This is a genomic window from Mycolicibacter longobardus (assembly GCF_002102265.1).
GTDB lineage: Bacteria > Actinomycetota > Actinomycetes > Mycobacteriales > Mycobacteriaceae > Mycobacterium > Mycobacterium longobardum.
Map to the genome: position 1 here is coordinate 23,586 of NZ_LQPG01000055.1, position 19,263 is coordinate 42,848.

Consider the following 19,263-nt stretch of genomic DNA (forward strand, 5'->3'; position numbering starts at 1 on the left):
GCAATCCGATGGCGCCGTCCTACCCTGGTGGGCTGCACCGCGTAATCGGCACACTGGCACCGGCTTTCATCCCGGAAGGGGCGGGCAGGGGCGTGGGTCAGCGGACTTGCCGGAAATCCTGTACGCCGGCCAATGCCTCAGCCACCGACGTGGTGGTTGGCAGGGCCTTGCCGGGATCGCAGATTCGCAGCAGGCGTGCTACCGCAGATCCCGGTACCGTCGTGCAGTAGACCGTGGCCTCGGCGCATCGATCAGTGATGGTCTTGAGTGCCGAAAAGCCGGCGGTGCCAATAAATTCCAGGTCCTTCAGGTCCAGGACCAACCATTCGCAGTAGCCGGCGCAGCGTTGCACGTAGTCGGCCAGCTGGCCGGCGTTGGCGGCGTCGAGTTCGCCGTCCACGCTGATCACCGCGCCGCAACGTCCCCAGCGGGTGACGGAACGGGCGGTACGGCTCTCCCAGGTATCGGACGGGGGACGGGTATCTATTCGGGGCGTCGGGAACACCGGCCCGACGGTTTTCAAAGCGGTCATTTCACACTCCATCAGTCGAAACTCGTACTGCTGGATCGCGTCGATGCGAGTTACACCTTCACGGATGAGATGCAGGGAGTGGGCCTCCCTGGCTGGCGTGGGTGACGCGTCTTCCGGGCGGCTGTGAACTCAACCTGCTAATGAACCTACGCTGATCCCCGCGGGTCTGCAACGATTTGGTAACGGTGCTTCGGTCAAGCGTCCCCCGAGTTCCGTTGCAGCAAACCACGTCGGCCTCGCTGTCCGCGTTTAGAAGCCGGTGTCGCGGGTAACAACCAGTTATGGCATTTCCGCAGACCACGGAGCGTTCGCTGCTGGTCTGGCATGTGCACCGCTCCTGGATGGACTCCTTCGTCGCCGGCGCGCACCGCTACCTCATTCCGGTCAACGCCCCGCGCGATCCCGACGGTCGCGGGTTGTGCGGTCGCGACTGGCCGCGGGCCCGCGAAGTCCCGCTGGCCGAGCTGCGCGACCAAGAGGTCGACCTGGTTGTGCTGCAGCGCCCGCACGAACTGGAACTGGTAGCACGCCTGCTGGGTCGCCGGCCCGGAATCGACGTTCCCGCGGTCTACGTGGAGCACAACACCCCGCGGCCGTTCGTGGTGGAGAGCCGGCACCCGATCGGGGACCGCGACGACATCCCGCTGATCCACGTCACCGACTTCAACCGGCTGATGTGGGACAACGGCAGGGCGCCGGCCACGGTCATCGACCATGGCATCGCCGACCCGGGACACCTGTACACCGGTGACGTCGCTGCCGTGGGTGCCGTGATCGACGAACCGTTGCGGAGGTGGCGGGCGGTGGGCACCGACCTGCTGGGCGCCTTGGGCCAGTCCGCGCCGATCGATGTCTGGGGGACCGGCACCGAGGGCCTCAACGAACCGGCGCAGCGCTGTGCGGGTGTCGCCGGCCACGGCGACTTGCCGACCGACGTGCTGAGGAAGGAACTGGCGCACCGGAGGGTCTACCTGCACACCGCGCGCTGGACGTCGCTGGGCCCGTCGCTGCTGGAAGCCATGTTCCTGGGCATGCCGGTGGTGGCTGTCGCGTCCACGATGGCGCCCCTGGTGGTTCCCCCGGAGGCGGGCGTGGTCAGTGCTGACGTCGACACCTTGCGGGCGGCGCTCAGTGGGCTGGTCGCCGACCGCTACCTGGCTGAGGTGGTCGGCAAGGCGGCCCGGTGCTACGCCACGCAGCATTTCGGCCTCGAACGGTTCCTGCGCGAGTGGGACGAGGTCATCGAGGCGCAATGTGCCGGGGGAAGCGCCAGGAATGGCCACCGTGTGGATCGAAGGGCTGATTCCGCGAATATGCAAGGCCTGAGTCGCATTTGATGAATTCTTGGCTATGGCACGGCTTGTCATTCGCGGCGCCGAAGTGGTTGCCGCATCTCCTCGATCGGAGGAACATTGGGTACTTCGAGCGGGGGACTTGGGCGGAGCGACGACATGGCGGTGACGAGCCGCAACGACATGATGCGCGATGTGGCAGATCTGGTTCACACCTTGGATCAGCGGCCGGGTGTCGACCCCGACGGCGCACTCGATGAGCTGATCGCGAATCTGCTGGGCCACATGTCCTGCGCCCAGCACGCCGGTGTCACGCTCACGACGTCAGGCGGCGACGTGCAGACGCTATCTGCCACCGACTCCTACCCGACTGCGCTCGACGACATTCAGCGGCGCCAGGGTGAGGGGCCGTGCCTCACCGCGGCCTGGAAGCACCACGTCGTTCGCCTCGATGACATCTCCCGCGAGGCGCGCTGGCCGTCCTATTGCCGCGAAGTGGCGGCGACGACACCGATCCGGTCCATTCTGGCGTTCGAGTTGTTCACCGGGCGAGGGACCACCGGGGCACTGAACTTCTACGCCGACACCGCGGACGCCTTCGACGACGACGCGGTGGAGTTGGGTTTGATCCTGGCCACCCACGCCGCGCTTGCCTGGCACATGGTTCGCCGCGACGAGCAGTTCCGTAGCGCGCTGGCATCCCGCGACGTCATCGGTCAGGCCAAGGGCATGGTCATGGAGAGGTTCGGCATCGATGCGGTGCAAGCCTTCGAGCTGCTCAAACGACTGTCGCAGAACATGAACACCCCGCTCGCCGATGTGGCGCAGCATCTGGCCGGCCGACGAGGTGACGGTCAGTGAACCGGTCGGCTACAGCCGGTTCTCCGGACCGATCACGGCCCAGACCGTTTTGCCACTCGGGGTGGGGCTACTGCCCCAAGCACGGCACACGGCGCTGACCACAGCCAGGCCGGACGTCTCGTCGGCGCCACCCGCGGCCGTCTCGTGGCGCACCGCGGGGGCGCTGTCGGCGTCCTGGACCGCGACGGTGACCGCAGAGTCGGATCTTTCCAGCAGGATCACCAACGGGCTTTCGGTATGGCGAAGCACGTTCTCGACCAAGACGTCGACCACCACTTTGGCGGTCGGGATCAGCTGCTCCTGCGACCAGTTGGTCAGCCACTTGTTCACGAAGTCCCTGGAGTCGAGCAGGCTGGTCAGCCGATGTGGCAGCTCGATGCGGGCCCGGTGGCGTGGGTGCTTGCCGTGCGCGAGCGAGGCCAACGCGCTCTCAACATCGGTATGCACCGGCAAGTAGCGGGTCACCCCGGCCCGCGCGATCTGCCTGGCCGCCTCCGAGGGCGGGCAGACCAACAAGATCGGGATAACGGGCCAGATGCTCACATGCCAACGGGCGCTGGTGAATACCGACCACGCCGAAGGCGCAGGAACGTCTAGGCCGCTGACGTCTACCAGCACCGCCGGAGGTTCGTCGAGCGCCGCCTTGATCACGCTGTCGCGCAGCTGGAGGTAGGTGCCGCTGTCCAGCGTGCCGAGGGGCTTCAGCAGGCAGACCCCGGCTACGGTGTCCGCTGACACCGTCAGCTGACTCGATCTCCTGGTCAGGGTTCCAATCCTGCCTGCCGTGGACGGCCGCATGGACGTAACCCCGGCGCATCTCCCACCCCGACCACAATGCAGAGGCTGGGATTCCCTGCCATCGCACTCACCACCTGAAGGTGGCTACCCACTGGGCTGCGCGGACAACCGCTCCCGCGCCGTATCGTCCAGCGTTGTCCTCGCGCCGCGGGTTCAGTTCACGGTCAGCAGGGTGTGGTCGAGGTCGGAAAGCACCTCGGCCGGCAGCCGGCCGGTGAACGTCGCAAGGAAACGGGCCGACAGGTCGCGCACCTTGACGTTGGTCTCCTGCGAACGCCACACCAGGATGTCGAAGGCCCGCTCGGCGGAGATACCGTAGGCGACCATCAGCACACCCTTGGCTTGCTCGATCACCGCCCGTGACTGAGTGACTTCGGAGACCGCGGCGCTGACATCGGCCTGCAGCACATCAGTGACGTCGACGTAGAAGCCGGCCGTTCCGGTCACCACTCCGGCGTCGTCGAGCATGCGATCGCCGATCACGATCACCCAGTGGACCTGTCCGCCGGTGTCGATGATCCGGTGCCGGCTGCTGAAAGGCTCACCCAGGACCACCCGGTTCAGCACTTCGGCCACCTGGGCGCGGTCCTCGGGATGCTTGTGTTGCAACAGCAGATCGGTGCTGGGCACCACGGTGCCCGGCTCGTAGCCATGCATCCGGGCCACCGTGTCCGACCACTCCCAGCGCTCGTCGCTGAGCCAATACCTGAACCGGCCGACCCGCTGCGGCTCGCCGGCGCCGAGCATCGCGAGGTCGTCGTGTTCGTCGGCATCGTCGCCCGGCGGCGCAGCAAAAGACGCGTTGACATCCCCGACCACCGCACACCCGCCTTCTCGTACCCAACAGTATGAGCTGATTCCGAACGGCCGGCGGGCGAGCCGCGGTCTGGAATCCTTGGAGTGATGCACGGACGGTCCCGACCGGCGCTGTCTGCTGAACGCCCGAGCTTGGCGTAACTATCCACAATTCCGAATCGCCGCGCAACTGTGAACGCTTTTCCGGTAGTCCAGACGCGAGGACGCCGATGCGATCGTGGTGCTCACCGAGTGCCCGGCTCTCGCCGCGCGATGCGCCGCGCTCGGCGCGGTGGTGATCGACACCCGCAATATCGTCGACCGTGGCGCGGTCGGCGGTGCCCGGATGGCCTGCCTGGGCAACGGAACCCCGGGCGGCCACTGACGCAGTCCGCGCAGGCGTGACGTTTATGTCGAGACGACCTGGGTAACCATCCTTGGCGCGCCGGAGACGGCACGAATATCGACGACTCACCGGAGGTCATGATGAGTGCGCTGAGAATGACGGGCAAGACGCTGGGATTGGCGGCAGCGGCCGCCAGCGTGGCGGTGGGGGCGGTCGTCATGGTGGCGGGGCCGGATTCCGCCGGCCCGGCGAACGCGGAACCGGCGACCCCGACTGCGTCCAGCACCGAACCGACTGCTTCGACATCCGCCACCACGAGTTCGTCCACCACGACTATCACGGGAACCACCTCGGTAAGCGTCCCGGCGACCGGGAACCAGGCAGCGGAGAGCCGGTGAGAACCGGCACCCCGAAAGTCGGGGTTGCAGTCGCCGGAACCGCTAACCACGATTAGTCACCTCCACGGCGGGTATCTCTGACTCATGACGACCCTGGGCTATGCGTTGTCCTGCGAAGAGTTTCACCCCAACGAGCTGGTTCGCCAGGCGGTTCGGGCGCAGCGGGCCGGATTTGAGGCGCTGTGGATCTCCGATCACTTTCACCCTTGGAACGGTCGACAGGGGCACAGCGCCTTCGTCTGGTCGGTGATCGGTGCGCTGTCGCAGGCGTGCACGCTACCGATCACCACCGCGGTCACCTGCCCGATCATCCGGACTCACCCCGCGGTGATCGCCCAGGCCGCAGCCACCAGCGCCGCGCAACTCGATGGCCGGTTCACGCTGGGGGTCGGTACCGGAGAGGCGTTGAACGAACACATCACCGGCCGGCGTTGGCCAACGGCCGCGGTCCGGCGCGGCATGCTCGAAGAGGCCGTCGCGGTGATCCGCGAACTGTTCACCGGCGCACAGGTCAACCACCATGGGCGCTACTACACCGTGGAAAATGCCCGGCTTTATACCTTGCCGCCGCGGCCCACACCCATTTATGTCTCCGGTTACGGGCCGCACTCGGCGAGGCTGGCGGGCCGGATCGGCGACGGCTACCAATGCAGCATGCCCGCGCCGGAGCTGGTCTCGGAATTCCACCATGCCGGTGGCATAGGCAAGCCCACCCAGGCCGGCTTCAAGGTGTGCTACGGGCCGTCGAAAGACGATGCGGTGCGCACCGCGCACGCGGTATGGCCCATTCAGCAGCTTCCCGGCGAGCTCGGCCAGAATCTGCCCACCCCAGCACATTTCGAGCAGGCGTCGAGCCTGGTCACCACCGAGGCGGTGGAACAGTCGGTGCCGGCAGGACCTGACGCCAAACCGTACCTGGACCGGGTACGTGAGTTCGCCGACGCCGGCTTTGACGAAGTATACGTCCAGCAGATCGGCGAAGATCAGGAGAGCTTCTTCGCCTTCTGGGAAGCCGAGATCGCACCTGAGCTGGCGGCGTGAACGTGATGGCGGCGACCAAAGAGCCTGGTGCGCAGCGCTATCTGCCGGAGAGGCGGACGCTGGGCGCGTTGCGCCGGGCGGCCGCACAGTGCCGCGGCTGCGGGCTGTACCGCGACGCCACCCAGACGGTGTTCGGGGAGGGCCGGCGCGGCGCACCGCTGATGCTGGTCGGCGAGCAACCTGGCGATCACGAGGACCGCGAGGGCCACCCGTTCGTCGGCCCGGCCGGGCGCCTGCTGGACCGTGCGCTACGCGACGCGGGTATAGATCCGGCGCTCGTCTATACGACCAACGCGGTCAAGCACTTCAAGTTCACCCGGCGGGAGGGCAAGCGCCGGATCCACCAGAAGCCCGGCCGCACCGAAGTGGTGGCATGCTGGCCGTGGCTGATCGCCGAGATCGACTCGGTGCGGCCACAACTGGTGGTTTGCCTGGGCGCCACGGCTGCGCAGTCCCTGCTCGGCGCGGCGTTCCGCGTCTCCACCGGGCGCGGGGAGCTGCTGAGCCTGCCAGGACTGGCGGGGTCCGCCGGCAGACCGCGAGTGCTGGCCACGGTGCACCCCTCGGCGGTGCTACGCGACCGCAGCGATGAGCGTGCCGAGGCCTACGCGGCATTCGTCGACGACCTGCGGGTGGCTCACGCCGCCGTGACCGGAGACAGCGCACCGCTACCGCACCCCGCCGTTTGACAAGCCCGGCGGCGGGTAAACCGTGTGCGTGCGTCGAAGGGAGCAGCCAATGCCGAAAACCGCGGACTTCATCGTCGATAGGCTCCGTCAGTGGGGGGTGCACCGAATCTTCGGCTATCCCGGTGATGGGATCCTCTCGATGATCGGCGCGCTGGACCGGGCTGATGGAGACCCGGAGTTCATTCAGCCCCGTCACGAAGAGATGGCGGCGTTCATGGCCACCGGCCACGCCAAGTTCACCGGCGAACTGGGCTGTTGCCTGGCCACGTCTGGCGGCGGGGCGATTCATCTGCTCAACGGGCTCTACGACGCCAAACTCGACCACCAGCCGGTGGTCGCCATCATCGGCCAGCAGAAGCGGATGTCGCTGGGTGCGGCGTTCCAGCAGGAGATCGACCCGAACTCGCTGTACAAGGACGTCTCCTCGGACTTCGTCCAGACCTGCATGGCGCCGGTTCAGGCGCGCCACCTGGTGGACCGGGCCTGCAAGGTGGCGCTGACCAACGCGACGGTGGCCACCATCATCCTGCCCGAGGACGTCGCCGAGGAAGAGGCGGTCACTTCGCCGCCGCGGCAGCACGGGGCCGTGTTCAGCAGCGTCGGATGGGCCAGGCCGCGAATGATCCCGCCGCAGAAGGAACTTCGCAAAGCCGCCGAGATCCTCAACGAGGGCGAAAAGGTGGCGATCCTGGTCGGCGCGGGGGCCGCCGAGGCCGCCGAGGAGGTGGTGGAGGTTGCTGATCTGCTGGGCGCCGGTGTCGCCAAGGCGGCGCTCGGGCGCGCCGCGCTGCCGGACGAACTGCCCTATGTCACCGGCCCGATCGGCCTGCTGGGCTCCACCGCCAGCGAGGCCATGATGACGGACGCCGACACGCTGTTCATGATCGGAACCAGCTTCCCCTACTCCGAATGGCTACCCCAGGAAGGCCAGTGCCGCGGAGTGGAGATCAACCACGATGGCCGAATGATCGGGGTGCGCTACCCGGTGCAGGCCAACCTGATCGGCGACTCCAAAGACACGCTTGTCGAACTGATTCCACTGCTGAAACGCAAGAAAGACCGGACCTGGCGACGCAAGGTCGAAAGCGAAGTCGAGACCTGGTGGCGGGTGCTGGACGACCGCGCCCACGACAAAGCCAGCCCGCTGAACCCCGAACTGGTCGTGCACGAGCTGTCCAAGCGGCTGCCAGACAATGCCGTCGTCACCACCGATGCGGGTTCGGTGGCCAACTGGTGGGCGCGACACCTGCGGCTGCGGCGCGGCATGGCGGCCTCACTGTCCGGGAACCTCGCGACGATGGGGCCCCGGCACCCCGTACGCGATCAGCGCCAAGCTCGCTCACCCGGATCGGCCGGTGATCGCGATCGTCGGCGATGGTGTCTTCCAGATGAACGGCATGGCCGAGATGATCACCGTCAAGCGCTACCAGGACCGGTTGTCCGACGGGCCGCTGATCTTCTGCGTGTTCAACAACAAGGATCTCAGCCAGGTGACCTGGGAACAGCGGGCAATGGCCGGTGAGCCCAAGTTCGAAGACTCACAAGTCATTCCGGATGTGCCCTATGCGGAGTTCGCCAACCTGCTCGGACTCACCGGAATTCGTTGCGACAGCCCAGAGACAATCGGTCAGGCGTGGGATCAGGCGCTGTCCGCGCCCGGGCCGGTGGTCCTGGAGGTGGTGGTGGACCCCGACGTCCCGCCGGTGCCGCCGCATATCGACAGAATGATCGCCAAGAACACCGCCAAAGCCATGCTCAAAGATCCGGACCGGGTCGGCGTCGTCACCAAGGGCGCGAAGCAGAAGATGCACGAGTTCACCGAGACGGCCAGGCAGTCGGTGCGTGACATCGGCAGCAAGAACGGCGGGTAGGCGCCGATGACCACCATCGGTGCGCCCGACGCGCTGTGCAGTCGGCCGCTGAACCTGGACGGCGTCTATGTGCCTCAGCAGGATTCGCACCTTCTCATCGACACCATGGAACGCACCGGCCTGGCGAGCCGAGCCCGGGTGCTGGACCTGTGCACCGGTAGCGGGGTGGCGGCCATCGCGGCGGCCGAACTCGGAGCTGTCAGCGTCACCGCGTTCGACATCTGCCCGCGCGCGGTTCGGTGCGCCCGCGGCAACGCGCGCGCCGCCGGCGTGGACGTGAGGATCCGGCAGGGGCCGTGGAGTGCCGCACTGCGCTGCGCGCCATTTGATCTGGTGGTGTCGAACCCGCCCTATGTGCCCTCACCGGGCAACTGCGGCCCGATCGCTTCCGCCGGCGGCCCCGAGTGGTCGTGGAACGGCGGCGTCGACGGGCGAATCGTGCTGGACCCGTTGTGCCGGTCGGCGACAGCGCTGTTGCGCAGGGGCGGCGCCATGCTGTTGGTGCAATCCGCCCTCGCCGACGCCGGACGCTCCCTGGCGATCCTGCGCGCGGCGGGCCTGTCGGCCGAGATCTCGGCTGTTCGAAGTATCCCGTTCGGACCGGTGCTCTCGGCGAGGGCCGGCTGGCTGGAACAGACCGGTCGAATATCCCCCGGCTGCCGAATCGAGGAGCTCGTGGTGATCCGGGCGGACAAGCCATGACCGAGCAGCGGCCTCGCCTGATACAGCCCGTCCGCAACGGCCCGGTCCTGGTTGCCGGGCCGGTGCGCATCGAGACCCCCGGGGGCGTCGTGGAATCGGATCGGTTCATGGTCGCCATCTGTACCTGCGGTCGCAGCCGCAATTACCCACTGTGCGACACCAGTCACCGGCAGCGCGACACCGCAACGCGCCACGTCGACACCGACACCGCCGACTGAGACCGCCCGGCTGCCTCACTCGTCGACGTCGTAGTCGGGCAGCGGGACCCTGATCGCCTGGTCGATCACGTCGGCCGGGTTGGCGTCGAGCTCGCCGATGTTCTCCAGGTCGGCGGGGTCCAAGCCCCCTTCGTCGTCATCGGCGCCGATCCACTGCTCGGCGAGATCTGCTTCCGGAACGTCTTCGGCCGGCGGAAGTCCTTCGGCGTTCGTCATCACGATCCCTTTCGTTTCCGCGCTCGCTGTTCGCCCTCGGCCGCTCGTTCGGCGTGCTGGGCGGCTACCAGCAGGGCATAGTCCGATTTCAGTTGGGTGTTGTCGGACCGCAGGCGGGTGTTGTCGGATTCCAGCCGGGCGTTACGGGCTTCCAGACCGAGGATCTGCCCGATACCCGCCACGTTGATCCCGATGTCGACCAGTTCCGTGATCCGCTGCAGCCGCGCGATGTCGTCATCGCTGTAACGACGTGTGCCGCCGGGAGTGCGCGCCGGGGTGAGCAGACCGCGGCTCTCATAGAGTCGCAAGGTCTGCGGTCCGATCCCAGACAGCTCGGCAGCCACCGAGATGCCGTATACCCCAAGCCCGGACCGGGCATTCGTCTTCTCGGTCACATTACGTCGCTTCCACTCGTTGGAAATCTCCTCACGCTCTCTTGCACGAAGCTACCATCGGTGCTATATAAAAATCTATGACGGTAGACATAGATGATCTGCCGCAGATCTAGGAGGTGGAGATGATGTTGATGCGTACCGACCCGTTCCGTGATCTCGACCGCTGGACCCAGCAGGTGTTGGGCACTGCGGCACGGCCGGCGGTCATGCCCATGGACGCCTGGCGCGACGGCGATCAGTTCATCGTCGAGTTCGACCTTCCGGGGGTGGCAGAGGACTCGCTGGACCTCGACGTCGAGCGCAACGTGCTGACCGTGCACGCCGAACGTCCTGGACTGGATCAGAGCCGCGAGATGGTGTCGGCAGAACGACCGCGCGGCGTGTTCAGCCGCCAGCTGTTCCTCGGCGACAACCTCGATGCCGAGCAGATCCAGGCCAGCTACCAAGACGGCGTGCTGCGGTTGACCATCCCGGTTGCAGAGAAGGCCAAGCCACGCCGCATCAAGGTCGCCAGCAGTCACGGCGAGCGGGCCATCAAAGCCTGATTGCGAGGGGCCGGGAGGCGGCCTGCTGCACGGTGAAGGAGGTGAGCGCGATGACCACCGACACTTTGATCGCGGAGGTGCTCGACGAGGCGGAGAGCATCGTGCGCGCCGAATGGCTGCGCCTGTTGACCGCCGAGGCGCCCGGGCATTGCACTGCGGAACGCACCGAAACGCCCGCCACCCGGCCCCGCCCGCCAAAACTCGCTCTTCGCGGCGTCAAGCCGGATGGGCGCAGCGTGGCACTGCCGGCCTGTCGCCGTCACCGATCGGCCACGCGGTCCCGCAGTAGGCGAGTGTGGCCATCACAGCGGTCTCCTCCGTGACGCGACACGATCATGACCACGCAGCCAAGGGAGGTGATGGCCCCACGCGATGAACACCAGCGGGCGGTGACTCGCGCGTCGCCCACGGCTACCTGATCACTGTGACCGCGTTCGGCGCAGGTCGGACCTGCGCGCGCATCGCCACCAAGGTGGCAGAGATAAAGGGTGGGCCGCGCGCGTTGTCACCGCGAGGGTTTGGCGTGGTCCCGCCGCCGTCGTTGCTCTCCCTGGCGGCGGGACCACGCCGGCCCGCCTTCACCCTAGGTGGCGTTATGAGCCAGAATCCCGATCCCTACGCCGTACTGGGCGTGACCCGCACGGCCACTCCGGCTGAGATCAGCCACGCTTTCCGCACCAAGCTGCGCGCCCTTCACCCCGACACCGGCAACGCGGGCGTTCCGCCAACCGCCGATGCGCAGGCGCAGCTGCGCCAGCTGCTGCGCGCATACAATCTGTTGCGCCGCGGTCAGGATGACGCCGCCGCCGATCCACCACGACCGACGCGCCCCGCTGGCAACCCCCACGGGCCGGTGAATATTCCGGTCACCTACCGCCGCAGACCCGCTGCGCCGCCCCGGAAAGATCTGTGGGCCGGCCCGGTGCGCCGGCACCGCTGACTGCCCGCTTGCTGCGATCAGGCCGACCGCCTCATCCGCAGATGGGCCTGCACCGTGGTTCCCGTCGCTGCGGTGTGGATCCGCACTAGATCCGCGGTAGCGTTGACCACGAACAGTCCGTATCCCTGAGCGCTGTCGCGGATGATCGGCCGCCGCCCGGCCAGTGGGTCCGTCAGGTGGCCGGCATCGCGTACCTGGCAGACCAATTGTCCGCTCACCTCCCACAGCAGGACGGTGCACGGGCCCCGCCCGTGCTGCAGGCTGTTGGATGCCAACTCGTTGACGATCAGTTGCAGGTCGGCGATGTCGGCGTCGCCAAAACCGAACCAGCGGGCGTACTTCGCGGAGAACTCCCGGGCGCCGGCCAGATCGGCGAGTCGGTGCAGGGTGCAGGTGGCCGCGGTCGGGCTGCTGGGCAACGGCTCGTTGTAGCGTGCCCACGCGGCATCGGGGGCGAAGCCCGCGCTGGTGCGCGTCGGGTGCCCGGCGCTCCCCAGACACGGATGGGTGATCTCGGCGTCGAGCAGGATGTCCGGTTCCAGATGTGTTGCGTCATAAGGGCACACAATCGTGATGTCCCGGCCGGTGAATGCCTGGTTGATCAGTGCCTCATGCTGCACACAGGCCGGATACTCCAATCTCGACCGGCCGGTCCAGACGGGCTCACCGACCATTCGTACCGGCGCTGACGGATGCCGGGCGGCGAAGGTGCCCAACACGCCGCCGAGTATGTGGCCGGGGTTGCGTCCCACCCGGCTCATGTCGGCCAGAGCCACCGGCGTGATCGTGTCCGCAGGCAGGGCATCGCGCAGCAGCGAGAGATTGGGTTCGGGCACCGCGACCAACACCGGGTTTCCGGCGGCCGCGGAGTCCGCGACGAAGGGCACCAGGTAGTCCAGATACTCCTGCGGTGACCGGTAGAAGAGCGCGATATGCCGAAAACAGCCGGGATCATTGTTGACGGTGACGGTCATCGCAGGTGCCCCTGTCATCCGGCGTGCGCGGGCGGCAGAAGTGCACTCCGTCTAGTTCTGCCCCGGCCGCTTCGAGCGCACGCGGCGTGCGGTGGTTGGGGCTGATCAATACCAGTAGCGCCGACCGGCGACCGGGCGGCCGATCGCGCCCAGGATCCACAGTGCCGCACCGACGACCAGCAGAATGATACCGATGGTCCACAACACGTTGATCTTGAAGATAACCGCCAGAATAAGCAGGATCACTCCGAGGCCAATCATTGCCAATCCCTTCTTTCCGATGATCTTTCCGGTAATCGTGTCACTCGTTTAGACAATCGCGCCGATCTCCCGCAACGAACTGGGCTCCGGTAGGTGGCAATCCGACACGACAGGATTGAACCCGAGGTAATTCAGGGGGCCGAAAAGCGTGGTGGCCGCAATGGTTCCGGCAGCGGCGCAACTGGTTTCCGTTCCGCTGAAGTAGCCGCGTTGCCATGCGGCGACAGCGCCGATAAGCAGCCAGATCAGCACGACCGTGCCCGCGAAACCACCGATACGCATCTGTCCTCCGTCCATCGGTACCCGATCAGTTCCCCGTTCCAATGCTGTCGAAACCTGAGTTCAGTGTCTAGGAACGGTTTCCGGCGGGTAACCCGCGGAAAAGGACACGGAAAGGATGCCGGTGATGACGGGACGGAAGGGCCACAAGGCGGAATCGAACGTCGAACCCGACTTTCACCAGGCGCGATCGCGTGCCAGTCGGGGCGACGACGGTTCATACGTGGGGCGTACCGGCCCGGATGACGCATTGGACGTCGGCGAAACCGGCGCCGAAGCCCGAAGCGACGACACATAGCGTCGGCTCCGAAACTGTTACGACGGCGTAGCTGTTTGGCAGCACGGCAGCATGGCTACCCAACTACGATCATGGCTTCGGACGCAGTAAGTGCCGGGATCGTCGTCGGCGTCGATGGGTCGTCGGCGTCACGGCTCGCCGTGTGTTGGGGAGCTCGGGAAGCTGAACGTCGCGCGTTACCACTGACCCTTGTGCATGCCGCCTCAACACAGGTGACACCTCTGAGGGCCCGATGGATGGTGTACGGCCAGCACGAGCTGCCGCACCGGCGCGTGCAACGGATCGTTGATGATGCCGTCGCAGTCGCCGCCGACAGCACCGGAGACGGGGCGCCTGAGCGGGTGAACACCAAGGTGGCGTTCACTGACCCGGTTGACGTCTTGGCTGAACTGTCCCGCCAAGCCGACCTCGTTGTCGTGGGGTCCAGCGGCCGCCGGCCGTTGCGGCGTGTGCTGTTCGGCTCGGTCGGTTCGGCACTGACGCCGCGCTGTCATTGTCCCTTGGCCGTCATCCGCGAAAACAACCCAGGGATGCCGCATCCCGCGCACGCCCCGGCGCGAGTCGACCCGACGGGATGGTGAGCTGTCCGCCAGGCTGGATCGCCGTGCCGGCGACCACCGTCGCGTCGGGCAAACGCGGACGGGTGTGGAGATGGTTGTCGGTTCGCCCCGGCGGGTATCCGGATTGCACTTGCAGTCGCTGAATGGAGGTCTCATGCCCAAGACGACGAAGAGCGGTAACGCTAAGCGCAGCGAGTTGCCGAGCACCCTGCAGCGCTCCGGCAGCAAGGCGCAACGCACCTTCGCCAAAGCACACGACGCGGCCGCCAAGGAGTACGGCAGTGAGCAGCGCGCGCACCGCGTCGCCTATGCCGCACTCAAGCACAGCTTCGAGAAGGTCGGCGACCACTGGGAGCCCAAGAAGAAGCGTGGGCCGTCGGACAAGCGCGCCGAGGGCGGCGGCCCGAACAACAGCGGTCCGTCCGCTGAAGGTGTGGACGCCAATGCCAGTAAGCAGCATCTGCTGGATGTCGCGCGCCGGCTCGACATCCGCGGACGCTCCACCATGCGGAAATCAGAACTGGTCACGGCGATCAAGAAGCACAACCGCCGGGCTTGATGCGGCGCTCCAGCTTCGGCTCTCCTCCGTCGAGTCTCGCTGACCGCCGGGTTTGATGCGGCGCTCCAGCTTCGGCTCTCCTCCGTCGAGCCTCGCTGACCGCCGGGTCCGGTAGCCCAGTCAGCTCCCAGGCCGTCCGGCGAGGGCGGCGATGGGTGTCTGACCCAAATGCAAGAGCAGATCTTCCGCGTTGTCGAAAACCGCCGCGGCGCCGGCTGTTTCCAGCTCAGCGCGGGATACCCCGCCGCTGAGCAGACAGATGCAGGGCAGGCCGGCGCGCCCGCACGCCTGCGCGTCCCAGACGGCGTCTCCCACGAAAGCCGCGCGATCCGCCGACGCGCCGATCCGGTCCAGCGCGACCCTGATGATGCCCGGATCGGGTTTGGCCACGTCGACATCGTTCGACGAAGTGAACGCCGTGACCAGATCATCGCAATCGAGCACCTTGCGCAGCACGGCCAACTCGTCCTCCGGTGCCGACGTCGCCAAGACCACCGGGACGCCCAGGGCCGCAACGTGTTCCAGCAGGCGGCGGGCGCCCGGCAGCGGCGACAGCAGCGCCGCCGACTGCTGGTAGTAGCGCGAGTGCAGGTCCTTGAGCCGCTGACGGATGTCCTCGGGCGCGTCGTCGGAGAGCAGTCGCACCAGCTCGGATCCGTCCATGCCGATGGCGCGATGGATTCGCCAGGATTCCACCTCGATGTGCACATCGGCGAACGCGCGCCGCCAGGCGTGCACATGCAGATAGTTGGAATCGACCAGGGTGCCGTCGACGTCGAACAACACAGCCGAGTTGTCGGTCACGGTTCTTCCTCTCTCGTTTGCCGATGTCCCGGCTGGGATACCCACCCACCGAGTTCTGAATACGAACGAGAGGAACAGCGGTGGCTACCGACGACCGTGATGCCAAGCAGCGACAGCTCGACGACTACCGGATCGACCGTCAGTCCGGGTATCTGACTACCCAGCAAGGGGTGCGCGTCGACCACACCGATGACGCGCTGACCGTCGGCGAACGCGGTCCGACGCTGCTGGAGGACTTCCACGCCCGGGAGAAGATCACCCACTTCGACCATGAACGGATTCCCGAGCGGGTGGTGCACGCCCGAGGATCGGGCGCCTACGGCCACTTCGAGCCCTACGACGACTCGCTTGCCGAGTACACCGCGGCAAGGTTTCTGACCACGCCGGGCACCAAGACCCCGGTGTTCGTGCGCTTCTCGACGGTGGCGGGTTCCCGCGGTTCGGCCGACACCGTGCGCGACGTGCGGGGATTCGCCACCAAGTTCTACACCGAGGCGGGTAACTACGACCTGGTGGGCAACAACTTTCCAGTGTTCTTCATCCAGGACGGGATCAAGTTCCCCGACTTCGTCCACGCGGTGAAACCCGAACCGGACAACGAGATTCCGCAGGCGCAGTCCGCCCACGACACACTCTGGGATTTCGTGTCGCTGCAGCCGGAGACACTGCACGCCATCATGTGGCTGATGTCGGACCGCGCGTTACCACGCAGCTACCGGATGATGCAGGGCTTCGGCGTGCACACCTTCCGCTTGGTCAACGCGGCCGGTGAGGGGACCTTCGTGAAGTTCCATTGGAAGCCCAAGCTCGGCGTGCATTCGCTGATCTGGGACGAGTGCCAGAAGATCGCCGGTAAGGATCCCGACTTCAACCGCCGCGACCTGTGGGACGCCATCGAGGCCGGCCAGTTCCCGGAATGGGAACTCGGCGTCCAGCTGGTGCCAGAAGCCGACGAGTTCAACTTCGATTTCGACCTGTTGGACGCCACCAAAATCATTCCCGAAGAACAGGTTCCGGTCCGCCCGGTGGGCACCATGGTGCTCAACCGGAACCCGGAGAACTTCTTCGCCGAAACCGAGCAGGTCGCGTTCTGCACCGCCAACGTCGTACCGGGAATCGACTTCACCAACGACCCCCTGCTGCAGTTCCGCAACTTCTCCTACTTGGACACCCAGTTGATCCGGCTCGGCGGCCCGAACTTTGCGCAGCTCCCGGTCAACCGGCCGGTTGCGGACGTCCGCACCAACCAGCACGACGGCTACGGCCAACACGCGATCCCGCAGGGAAAGTCGAGCTACTACAAGAACTCACTGGGTGGCGGCTGCCCGGCTCTGGCCGGCTCGGGGCCGGACGACGGGGTGTTCCGGCACTACACCGAGAAGGTGGACGGCGCCAAGATCCGCAAGCGCGCCGCGAGCTTCGAGAACCACTACAGCCAGGCGCGGATGTTCTGGAGGAGCATGTCCGAACCGGAAGCGCAGCACATCGTCGCGGCGTACGCATTCGAGCTGGGGAAATGTGAAACCATCGAGATCCGGGAGCGGGTCGTCGAACAACTCAACCTGATCGACCACGCGCTGGCGCGGCAGGTTGCCGACAAGCTCGGCCTGCCGGCGCCCGCCGAGCAGCCCGTCGCTGGGGCGGTGGTGTCAGCGGCGTTGTCGCAGGTGGGTGCTGCCCATACGCCCTCCGACGCAGATGCGCCCGGTATCGAAAGCCGCAGGATCGCGGTTCTGGCCGCCGATGGCGTCGACGTGGTGGGTGTGCAATGTTTCGTGGCGGCGATGCGGGAACGGGGCGCCATCGCCGAGGTGCTGGCGCCGGTCGCCGGTGGCGACCTCACGGGCGGGTCGGGGGGACGGCTGGGCGTCGACCGGGCCATCACCACCATGGCATCGGTGCTCTATGACGCGGTGGTGGTGCCGTGCGGTCCGGATGCGGTCCGGGCGCTGTCCGGCGACGGGTACGCGATGCATTTCATCACCGAGGCCTATAAGCACCTCAAGACGGTCGGGGCGTTCGGGGCGGGTGTGCCGCTGCTGCCCAAGGCCGGGATCGCCGACCAACTGGCCGCCGACACCGGCGTGACGGTGTCGGCGGGCGTGGTGACGACGACGGCCGCGGCCGACGACTTGAACGACGACTTCTTCGACGCGTTCGCCAACGAACTCGCCGGGCATCGCGCCTGGCAGCGGTCCGCCGACGCGGTGCCGGCCTAGATTGAGTGCGCCGCGCTCAGGGGACCAGGCGAAGTGGCCGCCCGGACCTCTGCACGTCGGCCAGGGCGTCGGCCAGCGATTCCACCAGCGGGAGGCGCGACTGCGGGTCGCAGATCCGCACCACGGTGGTCAGCGCCGGGCTGGGGATCACCATCAGTCGCGTCTGCGTACTGGCGCACCGCGCGCTGATCGACTTGAGTGCCGAGAATCCGGCAGTGCCAATGAATGTCAACTCCGACAGGTCCAAGATCAGCCATTCGCAGCAGTCGGCACAGCGTTGGGCGTCGTCAGAGAATCGGCCGGCGTTCGCCGCGTCGATCTCCCCATTTGCGGCCACCACCGCTCCGGACCGGCCCCAGTGGACGGTGAACCTCGCGGTGTGGTTCCGCCAAGCCTGAGTGGCTTCCGTTGCGGGAGTTGCGAAAGCGTTCTGCGTAATCTTGCTGGTCGTCATGTTGTGGCTCCATCAGTCGACGAATCGTGCTGTTGGATCACGTCAGCGTAATCACTTCCAGATCTGCGTTTACACGGTGACGTTCAACTGCGGCTGTGAACTCAACCGGAGGAATCAGACGTTACCGATACGTGATCCGGATTGGCAAAGGGATGGCCAACAATTTTCGAAAATCCCAGTGAAACCTTAAGTTTCACATCGCGGCCAATGAAGAGCGTCCCGCCGACCAGGCTGTCGTCATGAGATCGGCCAGTCGATTTTCCACAGCCTCGCGAGCGCGCATACCGAACACGACATCGGTCTCCAATTGCGGAGCACGGTGCAGGAGGTCACCTACTACGTCAGTGCGCACGACGTGTTCGTGTACTGCGTCGGCCTCGACGTGCTCGGCGTAGAACGCCACGCACGGCTCGGGCGCACCCATCCGGCGCAGCGCTGCGACCAGGCGGCTTGCCCCGGGCGGCGAGGTGATCTCGGTGGCGGCGAAATGCCCGGCGGCGGCACCCCGCCAGCGGCGATGCAGCCCGAACAGCGACATCAGGTTCACCACCGCCAGTGACTCGGCCGGAACAACGTCGAGGTAGGCCAGGTAGTCGGCATTCAAGCCGGCAGCGGTGAGCAGGTCGGCGAACAGCTGCTGGTGTATCCGCGGTCCTCGTCCGGCGCCGTACTCGTCGAATTCGATCGCAACGAACGAGGCCTTGGCCTGCCCGGTCAGGCGCGGAATGATCCAGGCATGCGGATCGCCCTCCTTGAGGTGATACAGCGACCTGTGCACGAAGTACTCGCGGGCCTGCTCCCAGGTGCCGTGGTCACGCAGGTACCAGGACGGTCCGCTGCCGTGCACGGGCTCGTTTGCCGCAGCGGCCATTTCGGAGTTCGCCGTGGTGTCCGACGGTATCCTTCCGACGTCTTGCCGAACACTATCGAGGAACACCTGTTCCAGCTGCGCGCGCAGTTCCAACAAGGTGGTATCCCACTCCCAGGCCGGGTCCACCCCGGCGAATCCGCGGTAGTGCAGCTCGTAGCACACGTATAGGGCCAGTTGCAGGTCGCGGCCTTGGGGGTCGTCGACGGTCGGGGGATCGATTCCACGGGCCGTGCCGGCGGGCCGGTCGAGCAGCCCGCAGACCGCCGCCGAGATCGGTCCGCAGGCGGCAGGCAGCCGGGGTTCGGTGTGAATGGTTGCGGCGGGCACGCTCGCGGATACCCCCTG

25 protein-coding genes and 1 pseudogene are annotated in these 19,263 nt (G+C 66.6%); 15 read left to right on the forward strand and 11 right to left on the reverse strand.

The features are described 5' to 3' along the window. Positions 1-97: 97 nt before the first annotated feature. A complete protein-coding gene (locus AWC16_RS21515; protein WP_207572379.1) occupies positions 98-532 on the reverse strand; it encodes an STAS domain-containing protein in 435 nt (144 codons plus the stop codon). Between the two features lie 281 nt (positions 533-813). Between AWC16_RS21515 and AWC16_RS21520 the strand changes: the two genes are divergently transcribed. Together AWC16_RS21520 and AWC16_RS21525 are read left to right on the forward strand one after the other, a co-directional pair. After that, positions 814-1,869: a glycosyltransferase gene (locus AWC16_RS21520; RefSeq protein WP_165759288.1), complete on the forward strand. Its 1,056-nt coding sequence runs from the start codon at positions 814-816 to the stop codon at positions 1,867-1,869. A gap of 114 nt (positions 1,870-1,983) precedes the next feature. Next, positions 1,984-2,685, forward strand: a complete 702-nt coding sequence (locus AWC16_RS21525) for a GAF and ANTAR domain-containing protein (protein ID WP_085266754.1) — start codon at positions 1,984-1,986, stop codon at positions 2,683-2,685. Between the two features lie 9 nt (positions 2,686-2,694). Here AWC16_RS21525 and AWC16_RS21530 read toward each other — a convergent pair whose 3' ends face one another. Then, on the reverse strand, positions 2,695-3,450 hold the full coding sequence (locus AWC16_RS21530; protein ID WP_420094314.1) for an STAS domain-containing protein: 756 nt from the start codon (positions 3,448-3,450) through the stop codon (positions 2,695-2,697). A 186-nt stretch (positions 3,451-3,636) separates the two neighbouring features. Then, positions 3,637-4,302 carry a PAS and ANTAR domain-containing protein gene (locus AWC16_RS21535; RefSeq protein ID WP_420094313.1) on the reverse strand — a complete coding sequence of 222 codons (666 nt, stop codon included), beginning with the start codon at positions 4,300-4,302 and terminating at the stop codon, positions 3,637-3,639. A 214-nt stretch (positions 4,303-4,516) separates the two neighbouring features. Between AWC16_RS21535 and AWC16_RS24570 the strand changes: the two genes are divergently transcribed. The 6 genes and pseudogenes from AWC16_RS24570 (at position 4,517) to AWC16_RS21565 (ending at position 9,543) form a co-directional block, all read left to right on the forward strand. Further along, positions 4,517-4,663, forward strand: coding sequence for a hypothetical protein (locus tag AWC16_RS24570; protein ID WP_165759289.1), 147 nt, complete (start codon positions 4,517-4,519; stop codon positions 4,661-4,663). A 443-nt stretch (positions 4,664-5,106) separates the two neighbouring features. Further along, a complete protein-coding gene (locus AWC16_RS21545; protein WP_085266757.1) occupies positions 5,107-6,063 on the forward strand; it encodes a TIGR03557 family F420-dependent LLM class oxidoreductase in 957 nt (318 codons plus the stop codon). A 5-nt stretch (positions 6,064-6,068) separates the two neighbouring features. Further along, on the forward strand, positions 6,069-6,752 hold the full coding sequence (locus tag AWC16_RS21550) for a UdgX family uracil-DNA binding protein (RefSeq protein ID WP_420094315.1): 684 nt from the start codon (positions 6,069-6,071) through the stop codon (positions 6,750-6,752). 49 nt (positions 6,753-6,801) lie between these two features. Beyond that, a pseudogene (locus tag AWC16_RS21555) lies at positions 6,802-8,623 on the forward strand (thiamine pyrophosphate-requiring protein). A 6-nt stretch (positions 8,624-8,629) separates the two neighbouring features. Continuing rightward, positions 8,630-9,325 (forward strand): HemK2/MTQ2 family protein methyltransferase, encoded by a 696-nt coding sequence (locus AWC16_RS21560; protein WP_085266758.1) that lies wholly within the window; start codon positions 8,630-8,632, stop codon positions 9,323-9,325. Further along, positions 9,322-9,543, forward strand: a complete 222-nt coding sequence (locus AWC16_RS21565; RefSeq protein WP_085266759.1) for a CDGSH iron-sulfur domain-containing protein — start codon at positions 9,322-9,324, stop codon at positions 9,541-9,543. Before AWC16_RS21560 ends, AWC16_RS21565 begins: the two co-directional genes overlap by 4 nt. 15 nt (positions 9,544-9,558) lie before the next feature. On the opposite strand, the gene AWC16_RS21570 is transcribed toward AWC16_RS21565, so the two are convergent. Continuing rightward, positions 9,559-9,759: a hypothetical protein gene (locus tag AWC16_RS21570; RefSeq protein ID WP_085266760.1), complete on the reverse strand. Its 201-nt coding sequence runs from the start codon at positions 9,757-9,759 to the stop codon at positions 9,559-9,561. Continuing rightward, on the reverse strand, positions 9,759-10,154 hold the full coding sequence (locus AWC16_RS21575) for a MerR family transcriptional regulator (RefSeq protein ID WP_085266761.1): 396 nt from the start codon (positions 10,152-10,154) through the stop codon (positions 9,759-9,761). The genes AWC16_RS21570 and AWC16_RS21575 overlap by 1 nt, the downstream gene beginning before the upstream one ends. A 122-nt stretch (positions 10,155-10,276) precedes the next feature. Here AWC16_RS21575 and AWC16_RS21580 point away from each other — a divergent pair, with 122 nt between their 5' ends. The 3 genes from AWC16_RS21580 (at position 10,277) to AWC16_RS21585 (ending at position 11,639) form a co-directional block, all read left to right on the forward strand. Beyond that, complete coding sequence (locus tag AWC16_RS21580) at positions 10,277-10,699, forward strand: Hsp20/alpha crystallin family protein (RefSeq protein WP_272937822.1); 423 nt, start codon at positions 10,277-10,279, stop codon at positions 10,697-10,699. A 50-nt stretch (positions 10,700-10,749) separates the two neighbouring features. Continuing rightward, entirely contained in the window at positions 10,750-11,022 is a 273-nt protein-coding gene (locus tag AWC16_RS24145; protein ID WP_133056020.1) for a hypothetical protein, read from the forward strand. A 272-nt stretch (positions 11,023-11,294) separates the two neighbouring features. After that, complete coding sequence (locus tag AWC16_RS21585) at positions 11,295-11,639, forward strand: J domain-containing protein (protein WP_085266762.1); 345 nt, start codon at positions 11,295-11,297, stop codon at positions 11,637-11,639. Positions 11,640-11,656: 17 nt separating this feature from the next. Here the strand turns inward: AWC16_RS21585 and AWC16_RS21590 are convergent, their stop codons facing one another. From AWC16_RS21590 to AWC16_RS21595, 3 genes are all read right to left on the reverse strand, one after another. Then, the gene (locus AWC16_RS21590; protein WP_085266763.1) at positions 11,657-12,613 is read right to left on the reverse strand and encodes a sensor histidine kinase; all 957 of its coding nucleotides are present in this window, start codon (positions 12,611-12,613) and stop codon (positions 11,657-11,659) included. Between the two features lie 105 nt (positions 12,614-12,718). Continuing rightward, positions 12,719-12,874 (reverse strand): hypothetical protein, encoded by a 156-nt coding sequence (locus AWC16_RS24575; protein ID WP_165759290.1) that lies wholly within the window; start codon positions 12,872-12,874, stop codon positions 12,719-12,721. A gap of 48 nt (positions 12,875-12,922) precedes the next feature. Next, positions 12,923-13,156, reverse strand: a complete 234-nt coding sequence (locus tag AWC16_RS21595) for a hypothetical protein (protein ID WP_409370648.1) — start codon at positions 13,154-13,156, stop codon at positions 12,923-12,925. A 124-nt stretch (positions 13,157-13,280) separates the two neighbouring features. Here AWC16_RS21595 and AWC16_RS24580 point away from each other — a divergent pair, with 124 nt between their 5' ends. From AWC16_RS24580 to AWC16_RS21610, 3 genes are all read left to right on the forward strand, one after another. After that, positions 13,281-13,451 carry a hypothetical protein gene (locus AWC16_RS24580; protein WP_165759291.1) on the forward strand — a complete coding sequence of 57 codons (171 nt, stop codon included), beginning with the start codon at positions 13,281-13,283 and terminating at the stop codon, positions 13,449-13,451. 71 nt (positions 13,452-13,522) lie between these two features. Further along, positions 13,523-14,032 (forward strand): universal stress protein, encoded by a 510-nt coding sequence (locus AWC16_RS21605; protein WP_085266766.1) that lies wholly within the window; start codon positions 13,523-13,525, stop codon positions 14,030-14,032. Between the two features lie 133 nt (positions 14,033-14,165). Then, complete coding sequence (locus tag AWC16_RS21610) at positions 14,166-14,570, forward strand: ChaB family protein (protein ID WP_085266767.1); 405 nt, start codon at positions 14,166-14,168, stop codon at positions 14,568-14,570. 120 nt (positions 14,571-14,690) lie between these two features. Here the strand turns inward: AWC16_RS21610 and AWC16_RS21615 are convergent, their stop codons facing one another. Beyond that, entirely contained in the window at positions 14,691-15,374 is a 684-nt protein-coding gene (locus AWC16_RS21615; protein ID WP_085266768.1) for an HAD family hydrolase, read from the reverse strand. Positions 15,375-15,454: 80 nt separating this feature from the next. Between AWC16_RS21615 and AWC16_RS21620 the strand changes: the two genes are divergently transcribed. Continuing rightward, the gene (locus AWC16_RS21620) at positions 15,455-17,593 is read left to right on the forward strand and encodes a catalase (protein WP_085266769.1); all 2,139 of its coding nucleotides are present in this window, start codon (positions 15,455-15,457) and stop codon (positions 17,591-17,593) included. 16 nt (positions 17,594-17,609) lie between these two features. Here the strand turns inward: AWC16_RS21620 and AWC16_RS21625 are convergent, their stop codons facing one another. Both AWC16_RS21625 and AWC16_RS21630 read right to left on the reverse strand, forming a co-directional pair. Next, positions 17,610-18,047, reverse strand: coding sequence for an STAS domain-containing protein (locus AWC16_RS21625; protein WP_085266770.1), 438 nt, complete (start codon positions 18,045-18,047; stop codon positions 17,610-17,612). Positions 18,048-18,240: 193 nt separating this feature from the next. After that, entirely contained in the window at positions 18,241-19,245 is a 1,005-nt protein-coding gene (locus tag AWC16_RS21630) for an iron-containing redox enzyme family protein (RefSeq protein ID WP_085266771.1), read from the reverse strand. Positions 19,246-19,263: the final 18 nt, after the last annotated feature.

What these genes read in the sequence shown, in the direction of transcription:
- AWC16_RS21515 (WP_207572379.1), bottom strand. Translation starts at nt 532, where the DNA reads ATGACCGCTTTGAAAACCGTCGGGCCGGTGTTCCCGACGCCCCGAATA.
- AWC16_RS21520 (WP_165759288.1), top strand. Translation starts at nt 814, where the DNA reads ATGGCATTTCCGCAGACCACGGAGCGTTCGCTGCTGGTCTGGCATGTG.
- AWC16_RS21525 (WP_085266754.1), top strand. Translation starts at nt 1,984, where the DNA reads ATGGCGGTGACGAGCCGCAACGACATGATGCGCGATGTGGCAGATCTG.
- AWC16_RS21545 (WP_085266757.1), top strand. Translation starts at nt 5,107, where the DNA reads ATGACGACCCTGGGCTATGCGTTGTCCTGCGAAGAGTTTCACCCCAAC.
- AWC16_RS21550 (WP_420094315.1), top strand. Translation starts at nt 6,069, where the DNA reads ATGGCGGCGACCAAAGAGCCTGGTGCGCAGCGCTATCTGCCGGAGAGG.
- AWC16_RS21560 (WP_085266758.1), top strand. Translation starts at nt 8,630, where the DNA reads ATGACCACCATCGGTGCGCCCGACGCGCTGTGCAGTCGGCCGCTGAAC.
- AWC16_RS21565 (WP_085266759.1), top strand. Translation starts at nt 9,322, where the DNA reads ATGACCGAGCAGCGGCCTCGCCTGATACAGCCCGTCCGCAACGGCCCG.
- AWC16_RS21570 (WP_085266760.1), bottom strand. Translation starts at nt 9,759, where the DNA reads ATGACGAACGCCGAAGGACTTCCGCCGGCCGAAGACGTTCCGGAAGCA.
- AWC16_RS21580 (WP_272937822.1), top strand. Translation starts at nt 10,277, where the DNA reads ATGATGTTGATGCGTACCGACCCGTTCCGTGATCTCGACCGCTGGACC.
- AWC16_RS24145 (WP_133056020.1), top strand. Translation starts at nt 10,750, where the DNA reads ATGACCACCGACACTTTGATCGCGGAGGTGCTCGACGAGGCGGAGAGC.
- AWC16_RS21585 (WP_085266762.1), top strand. Translation starts at nt 11,295, where the DNA reads ATGAGCCAGAATCCCGATCCCTACGCCGTACTGGGCGTGACCCGCACG.
- AWC16_RS21590 (WP_085266763.1), bottom strand. Translation starts at nt 12,613, where the DNA reads ATGACCGTCACCGTCAACAATGATCCCGGCTGTTTTCGGCATATCGCG.
- AWC16_RS24575 (WP_165759290.1), bottom strand. Translation starts at nt 12,874, where the DNA reads ATGATTGGCCTCGGAGTGATCCTGCTTATTCTGGCGGTTATCTTCAAG.
- AWC16_RS21595 (WP_409370648.1), bottom strand. Translation starts at nt 13,156, where the DNA reads ATGCGTATCGGTGGTTTCGCGGGCACGGTCGTGCTGATCTGGCTGCTT.
- AWC16_RS24580 (WP_165759291.1), top strand. Translation starts at nt 13,281, where the DNA reads ATGACGGGACGGAAGGGCCACAAGGCGGAATCGAACGTCGAACCCGAC.
- AWC16_RS21605 (WP_085266766.1), top strand. Translation starts at nt 13,523, where the DNA reads ATGGCTTCGGACGCAGTAAGTGCCGGGATCGTCGTCGGCGTCGATGGG.
- AWC16_RS21610 (WP_085266767.1), top strand. Translation starts at nt 14,166, where the DNA reads ATGCCCAAGACGACGAAGAGCGGTAACGCTAAGCGCAGCGAGTTGCCG.
- AWC16_RS21625 (WP_085266770.1), bottom strand. Translation starts at nt 18,047, where the DNA reads ATGACGACCAGCAAGATTACGCAGAACGCTTTCGCAACTCCCGCAACG.